Origin of the sequence: Cupriavidus sp. CuC1 (assembly GCF_044627735.1) — a bacterium.
Classification (GTDB): Bacteria; Pseudomonadota; Gammaproteobacteria; order Burkholderiales; family Burkholderiaceae; genus Cupriavidus; species Cupriavidus ulmosensis.
On record NZ_JBIUHC010000051.1, the window covers coordinates 54,238 to 61,467 of the forward strand.

At 65.3% G+C, this 7,230-nt stretch carries 6 protein-coding genes; 5 read left to right on the forward strand and 1 reads right to left on the reverse strand.

What is annotated here, in order from left to right:
* Positions 1-278 precede the first annotated feature (278 nt).
* Positions 279-1,475, reverse strand: a complete 1,197-nt coding sequence (locus tag ACGLHR_RS22020) for an FIST N-terminal domain-containing protein (RefSeq protein WP_400096353.1) — start codon at positions 1,473-1,475, stop codon at positions 279-281.
* Between the two features lie 459 nt (positions 1,476-1,934).
* On the opposite strand from ACGLHR_RS22020, the gene ACGLHR_RS22025 reads away from it, so the two are divergent.
* The 5 genes from ACGLHR_RS22025 (at position 1,935) to ACGLHR_RS22045 (ending at position 6,925) form a co-directional block, all read left to right on the forward strand.
* Positions 1,935-2,801: an IclR family transcriptional regulator C-terminal domain-containing protein gene (locus tag ACGLHR_RS22025; RefSeq protein ID WP_318235073.1), complete on the forward strand. Its 867-nt coding sequence runs from the start codon at positions 1,935-1,937 to the stop codon at positions 2,799-2,801.
* Between the two features lie 24 nt (positions 2,802-2,825).
* Positions 2,826-3,767 carry a dihydrodipicolinate synthase family protein gene (locus ACGLHR_RS22030; RefSeq protein ID WP_318235072.1) on the forward strand — a complete coding sequence of 314 codons (942 nt, stop codon included), beginning with the start codon at positions 2,826-2,828 and terminating at the stop codon, positions 3,765-3,767.
* 114 nt (positions 3,768-3,881) lie between these two features.
* The gene (locus tag ACGLHR_RS22035) at positions 3,882-4,583 is read left to right on the forward strand and encodes an SDR family NAD(P)-dependent oxidoreductase (protein ID WP_400096354.1); all 702 of its coding nucleotides are present in this window, start codon (positions 3,882-3,884) and stop codon (positions 4,581-4,583) included.
* A 70-nt stretch (positions 4,584-4,653) separates the two neighbouring features.
* On the forward strand, positions 4,654-5,826 hold the full coding sequence (locus ACGLHR_RS22040) for a mandelate racemase/muconate lactonizing enzyme family protein (RefSeq protein WP_400096355.1): 1,173 nt from the start codon (positions 4,654-4,656) through the stop codon (positions 5,824-5,826).
* Positions 5,827-5,959: 133 nt separating this feature from the next.
* Positions 5,960-6,925: a Bug family tripartite tricarboxylate transporter substrate binding protein gene (locus ACGLHR_RS22045; protein WP_400096356.1), complete on the forward strand. Its 966-nt coding sequence runs from the start codon at positions 5,960-5,962 to the stop codon at positions 6,923-6,925.
* The last annotated feature ends 305 nt before the right edge of the window (positions 6,926-7,230 follow it).

Consider the following 7,230-nt stretch of genomic DNA (forward strand, 5'->3'; position numbering starts at 1 on the left):
TTGGTTGTTGGGGGGCTGGCGTGGGATAGGTCGCTCTACGCAGTCCGTGGCGCAAGGTTATTTCACCGTGGCTTAAGGCTGCATTAAGACCGCATGGAAAGCAGGCGCTGAACCGCCATATCGGCTACGACAAGGCGGCGTTTGCCAAGAATGCGCACAAGGGAGGGCTGGCGCTGGGTTACCTCATCGAGGGCGAACAGGAATAAGCGCGCTGGATCGCGCCCCTCGAGATGAGGCATCCGGACAAGGATTGAGCGCGGCGGGGCGCGCTCATTGGCTCATTGCCCCGTGAAGACCGTCAGCACCCCGGTGTAGCCGTATAGGCGGTCTCGTGCGATCTCGCCGCCAGCGAAGAATCCCGCCAGCGGCAGGTCGCCCAGCGCATTGCGCACCATCTGCAACTCCGCATGCGGCGCCCCGAAATGGGGCCCACCCCGTCCGGAACAACTGATGTACAGCGCGCCCAGCGCCCGGCCGCTGTGGCCGCTCTCAAGCTCAGACCGGATCTCTGTGGCAACGCGCATCAGGTCCGCCCGCGCGGCGGCGGGGTTGCGCGTGCAGAAGGCCAGGCGCATGCCGTCCTCCACAACATCCGCCAGTGCCAGTACGCCATGCTGCGCGTCTACGCCAAGCACGTGCCGCACTAGCGTGTCCGTGCCGAACCTGCCAGGCACGCTGAGCGCATCGTCGTCACCCTTGCTCAGGCCCACCAGGGTGGCGGACAGCACGCTTGCCAAGGTCTCCTCCGGCACATCGCGCCCGAGCCCCAGGTCTTGCAGGACGCAGTCGAGGGCTGGCTCGCCATCAAGCTCGAACAGCAGGTTATGCGCGGCACGGGTGACGGTGCGCATCGGCCCGATCGGCTTGCAGCCCTGCGTCACCCGCGAGATCAGGCCGATTTCAGGGCCGAACAGCACCCCCGACAGCCCGCCGGAGAAGACCCCATCGGCCATGTGCAAGGTGCGATTGCGCGCCGAAGACAGGCCGCCGAAGAGATAGCCGGTGGCAGTGCGCGTGCTCAGCTCGTGCAGCAGGTCCTGGACATCCGGCGTGCTGCCCTCGGCATGGACCAGCGCGGTATGGGGCGCGAAGTGGGAGGTGGAGGGGGTGGACGCCGAAGGTAGTGGCTGCTGCCCGGAGAACAGCCGGAACGTGCTGGGCGGCAATGCCGCCGCCATCAGCACCATGGCCGGCTCGTCGAAGTATTCGACGCCGCTGGCGCAGACGCCCACGCCAGCCGCACCCACCCAGGCCACGCCCGGCCAGGTTTCCTGCAGCGCGGCGAGGATGGCCTCTGCGGCCGGCGCGTAATAGTCGCTCAGGTAGCACCAGCCGAGCGTAAGCGGGGCCGCTCCGCCCGGCTCTGCCTGACGCGCCGCAACCTGCGCGTCAAATTGCTGCCGGCACTCGGCCAGGGCTGCATGCCAGTCGCCATGGGCTGCGTGAGCGTGCACAAAAGTAGTAATGTCAGACATGGTCGCTCCGCCTTCCGGGCAATGAAGTTGTTGGACCGCCGCCGGCAAGGTGTGTTCAGGCCAGCAGGGGGCAGGATTTGCATTGGTCCCGTACCATGCAAGCATCCAGCTTCCCGTCGGGAAGCTCGCCTAGTAAAAACCCTTAGAAAATCGAGCTTGCAAGGGCCGGAAGTCGAGGCCTAGAATATTTCATATTGCGAATATAAATTCGCTATCCGAATAAATTGAAGGGCGTCTCAGGGCGCGAGGCAGGATGAAGAGGTGCTTTTGGTTGGCACCTTTTCTCAGCCCTAGATTGCGAATAAAAATTCGCAATCCGAATTTTAAGCGGCAAGCAGCAGTGCCGATGCGTACCCACCCAACTTGAGCGAGGGCTTTCCTCTGTCAGTTCATCAAACTAAAATTCGGAATCCGAACTCGATTCCGGGTTTGCATCAAGAACTGACAGTGGAGATAGACATGGCTACCGAGAACTCCGTCCCGACCGCATCGAAGGCGAGCAGCGCGGGCGACGCATCCAAGAACACGGTGCAGTCGCTGGCGAAGGGCTTCCGCATCCTCGAAGCGTTCACGGCGCAGGAGCCCGAGCTCACCATGGCGGAAGTCGCGCGCCGCTCGGGGCTGGACAATGCCACGGCCTTTCGCTTCCTCAACACGCTGGTGGATATCGGCTACGTGCAGCGCGTGCCGGACACGCGGCTGTTCCGGCTGTCGCTGAAGGTGTTGGATCTTGGCTTCGACGCCATCGCCCATGCCGACCTGCGCACGCGGGCCAGGCCCATCCTGCGGGCGCTGGTGGGGGAGATCAATGAAGCCGCTTCCATCGGCGTGCTGGATGGCCCGGACGTACTGTACGCGGAACGGATCCAGGCCGGGCTGACGCGGCTTGGCGTGGATATCCGCATTGGCAGCCGCGTGCCGGCTTACTCCACCGCCGTTGGCTACGCCATCCTGGCGTGGCTGCCACAGGACATGCAGTCCCGCGTGCTGGACGCCCAGCCCCGGCAGAAGCTGACCGACCACACGCTCACCGAGCTCGACACCATCCTCGAGCGGCTCAAGACCGTGCGGGCCAAGGGCTACGCGTTGTCGAACCAGGAAACGGTGTCCGGTCTCTATGTGGTTGCCGCGCCGGTGCTGGATGTGGACGGCGTGCCGGTTGCCGGCCTGAGCGTGGCGGCGCCGGCCATGAATACCTCGCTTGAAGATTTCGAATCGACCACGGCCCCGGCGGTAGTGCATGCCGCTACCGAACTGTCCCGTGCGTTGCAACCCTCCGGCGGGTTTATTCCGCCCACCTTGCTGCCAACCCGAACGCGCAAATAGCGCAAGCCTCACCAGGAGACGAACGTGTCTGATATCAATTTCCACGGCATCATTCCGGCCATCGCGGTCCCGTTCAACGCGGACTACAGCATCAACGAGCCGGAGCTGCGCCGCTTTGCCAGGTGGCTGGGCGCTCAGGAAGGCGTGACCGCGCTGATGACCAATGGCCATACCGGTGAAGTCTTCTCGCTGACGCCGCGCGAGCGCGCCGAGGTGACCCGCATCACCGCCGACGCCACCCAGGGCATCTGCCCGGTGATCTCGTCGGTGGTCTGCGAAGGCATCAACGACGCCGTGGAACAAGCTGGCTGGGCCAAGGAAGCTGGCGCCGCCGGGCTCGATATCATGCCGCCGCATCACTGGCTGCGCTTTGGCTTCAAGCCGGAGCATTGCCTCGACTACTTCAACGCCATCGGCAAGGCCAGCGGGCTGCCCCTGGTGGTGCATATCTACCCGGCCTGGACCCGTGGCTCCTACTCGTCGGAGCTGCTCGCGGAACTGGCAAAGCTGCCGTATGTAAAGGCCTTCAAGATGGGCGAGCGCGAAATGAACAAGTACGCGCGCGACATCAAGGAGATCCGCGCCGCGGATCCCACCAAGGTGCTGATGACCTGCCACGACGAATACCTGCTGTCGTCGATGGTGCAAGGCATCGACGGCGCGCTGGTCGGCTTTGCCTCGCTGATTCCCGGCCTGATCAACGACCTGCTCAAGGCGGTCAAGGCCGGCGACCTGCATGAAGCCATGCGCGTGCAGGCCCTGATCAATCCGCTCAAGGACGCGGTGTACGGCGCCGGCGAGCCCACGGGCGAAGCCCACGGCCGCATGAAGGCCGCCATGGCGCTGGCCGGCATCCTGCGCGATGGCACGGTGCGTCCGCCGACCCACGCGCCGTCGGCCTCGGAACTGGCCGCCATCAAGGCCGCGCTGGAACACGCTGGCGTGACGCAGAAAGCGGCCGCCTGAGCCTGAGCCACGTCTGACCTGAGCCTGTACCGGTTCGGCATCCCGCCGCGCGGCTAGCGCGCCGGGGCCGGGCCGCCGGCCATGCAATCCAAAGGGGCTTTGATGAGCCAATCCATGCAAGACGACGACACGCCCGTGGCGCGCACCAGGCACGCCCTTGTCACCGGCGCCAGCTCCGGCATCGGCGCGGCCATCGCCCGGCGCCTGCTGGCGGCGGGCTGGACGGTGACCGGGCTGGACCGCTCGCCGGCACCCAGCGTCGAGGGCTTCAACGGGATCGAGGTCGACCTGACCGATGCCCCGAAGCTGGCCGCCGCCGTGGCCACATTGCCCCAGGTGGACGCCATCGTCCATGCTGCGGGCTTCATGCGCACCGCGGTGCTCGGCGACCTGAAGCCCGAGGACGGCGAGGGCATGTGGCGCATCCATGTGCAAGCCGCCTGCGTGCTGGCCAACGCGCTGATGCCGACGTTGCCGGATGGCGCGCGCATCGTGCTGATCGGCAGCCGCACGGCGGCGGGCGCGCCGGGGCGCAGCCAGTACGCCGCGACCAAGGCCGCGCTGGTGGGCATGGCGCGCTCGTGGGCGTCCGAGCTGGCGCCGCGCGGCATCACGGTCAATGTGGTGGCGCCCGGCGCCACCGAGACCCCGATGCTGGACGACCCGGGCCGCAAGGGCACGCCGCCGCGCACGCCGCCCATCGGGCGCTTTATCCGGCCTGAGGAAGTGGCCGGGATGGTGAGCTTCCTGCTGGGCCCGGATGCCGGCGCGATCACCGGGCAGCAGATCCTGATTTGTGGAGGCGGGTCGCTGTAGTGGCCCGGCAAGACACTGAAACGCTGAAACACTGAAGTACCCGATTACCGAAAGACACTGGAGACCAGCAATGTCCGTCCGCATCATTGACGTCCGCGAAGTGACGAAGCCGATTTCGTCGCCCATCCGCAATGCCTATATCGATTTCTCGAAGATGACGAGCAGCCTCGTCGCCGTGGTGACCGACGCCTTTCGCGACGGCAAGCGCGTGATCGGCTACGGCTTCAACTCCAACGGCCGCTACGGGCAGGGTGGCCTGATCCGCGAGCGCTTTGCGCCGCGTATCCTGGCGGCCGATCCGGCATCGCTGCTGGACGACGCCGGCACCAACCTGGACCCCAACCGCGTGTGGGCCGCCACCATGTCCAACGAAAAGCCGGGTGGCCACGGCGAGCGCTCGGTAGCGGTCGGCACCATTGACATGGCGGTGTGGGATGCGGTGGCCAAGATCGCCGGCGTGCCGCTGTTCCAGTTGCTGGCCGAGCGCCACGGCGTCAAGGCCAACCCGCGCGTGTTCGTTTATGCCGCGGGCGGCTACTACTACCCGGGCAAGGATCTCGGCGCGCTGCGCGCCGAGATGCGCTCCTACCTGAACCGTGGCTATAACGTGGTCAAGATGAAGATCGGCGGCGCCAGCCTGGAAGAAGACAGCGCCCGGATCGAAGCCGTGCTGCAGGAAATCGGCTCGGACGCGCAGCTTGCCGTGGACGCCAACGGCCGCTTCGACCTGGACACCGCCATCGCCTACGCCAAGATGCTGCGCGACTATCCGCTGTTCTGGTACGAGGAAGCCGGCGATCCGCTGGACTACCACCTGCAAGCCACGCTGGCCGAGTACTACCCCGGCGCCATGGCCACCGGCGAGAACCTGTTCAGCCACCAGGACGCCCGCAACCTGATCCGCTATGGCGCCATGCGCTCCGACCGCGACTACCTGCAGTTCGACTGCGCGCTGTCCTACGGCCTGGTGGAGTACGAGCGCACGCTGGAAGTGCTCAAGACCTTCGGCTGGTCGCCGAGCCGCTGCATCCCGCACGGCGGCCACCAGATGTCGCTCAATATCGCCGCTGGCCTGGGCCTGGGTGGCAACGAGAGCTACCCCGACCTGTTCCAGCCTTATGGTGGCTTCCCCGATGGCGTGAAGGTGATCGACGGGCATATCACCATGCCGGAGCTGCCGGGCATCGGGTTTGAGGGCAAGGCGGATCTTTATGCGGAGATGTCGGCGCTGGCGCAGCCGTGACGACGGGCCAAAGACGTTGAATACTCCCTCTCCCCTCATGGGGAGAGGGGAGCAAACAGAACGATAGAAGAAGCGCCCCAAAGGCGAACCGCCCTCTCTGGGGCGCACCTGCAGTCGAGACAGGAGACAAACCATGCTGTTCCACCGGATCTTCCGCTGTGCCGCCGGCGCGTTGCTGGCATGCGCCGCCGCCAGCGCCTTCGCACAGGCCTACCCCAACAAAGCCGTGCGCGTGATCATTCCGTTCCCGCCCGGCGGCCCGACCGACACCGTCGGCCGCATGCTCGCGCAAAAGCTCTCCGAGCAAACCGGCCAGAGCTTCATTGTCGACAACCGGCCCGGCGGCCAGGGCATCATCGGCGCCGACGCGGTGGCCAAGGGCGCGGCGGACGGCTACACGCTGCTGTTTAGCGCCTCCACCTTCACCACCACGCCCATGACCCTGAAATCGTCGCCCTACGACGTGACCAAGGATTTCGTGCCGATCGCGCTGGTCGGCAAGGGGCCGCTGGCCGTCTCCGTCAACCGGAACCTGCCCATCAAGAACATCAAGGACTTGATTGCCTACGCGCAGGCGCATCCCGGCAAGATGTCGTTCGCGATCGGCTCGCAGGCTTCAGCGGGGCATTTGTCCACGGAGCTGCTCAAGCGGGCTGGCAAGATCGATTACCTGGTGGTGCCATACAAGGGCTCCGCGCCCGCTTACCAGGACCTGATCGGCGGCGCCATCGATGGCTTTATCGATCCGGTGCTAGGTGCCGTGCCGTATCACAAGAGCGGCATGGTGCGCGTGGTCGCGGTGACCTCCAAGGACCGGCTGCCTTCCATGCCGGACGTGCCCACCGTTGGCGAGACGGTGCCGGGCTATGAGTTCTATTCGTGGTACGGCCTGTGGGGTCCGTCCAAGCTGCCGCTTGAGGTGACCAAGCGGCTCAATGCCGAGGTCAACAAGGCGCTGGCTTCCGACCTGCGGGGCAGGCTGGCCGAGCAGGGCTACCTGCTCTCGCCCGGCACGCCGGAAGACTTCGCCCGCTTCGAGAAAGAGGACATGGCTCGCTCGGCCAAGATCGTGGCGGAAGCGAAGATCCGGGCGGAGTAGAGGGGCATGGGGGCGTTTTGGGGCGGGGTTTTGATGCTTCTGGCTGCTGATGCAGGATAGCGTGAGTGGGCGGTGTTTTAGCGCTTCTAGCTGCTGTCGCGGCTGTACGGTGTCGGCCGTTTTAGAACGTGTGAGATGTCACTTTTCTTTACTCGCGCTCGTAAAGAAAAGTAACCAAAAGAAAGCGATCCTTGCAGGAGGCTGGCTTGTCGGGGTTGCGTAGCCCAATGGTTTCGTCGTCAGGCCCCGGGTTTTAATTCACTCGTGCCGTTACCGATTTAAATGGCCACGATCCTGTTAATGAC

Bases quoted from the DNA above. Each gene is read 5' to 3' on its own strand.
- ACGLHR_RS22025 (WP_318235073.1), top strand. From the start codon at position 1,935: ATGGCTACCGAGAACTCCGTCCCGACCGCATCGAAGGCGAGCAGCGCG.
- ACGLHR_RS22045 (WP_400096356.1), top strand. From the start codon at position 5,960: ATGCTGTTCCACCGGATCTTCCGCTGTGCCGCCGGCGCGTTGCTGGCA.
- ACGLHR_RS22020 (WP_400096353.1), bottom strand. From the start codon at position 1,475: ATGTCTGACATTACTACTTTTGTGCACGCTCACGCAGCCCATGGCGAC.
- ACGLHR_RS22035 (WP_400096354.1), top strand. From the start codon at position 3,882: ATGCAAGACGACGACACGCCCGTGGCGCGCACCAGGCACGCCCTTGTC.
- ACGLHR_RS22040 (WP_400096355.1), top strand. From the start codon at position 4,654: ATGTCCGTCCGCATCATTGACGTCCGCGAAGTGACGAAGCCGATTTCG.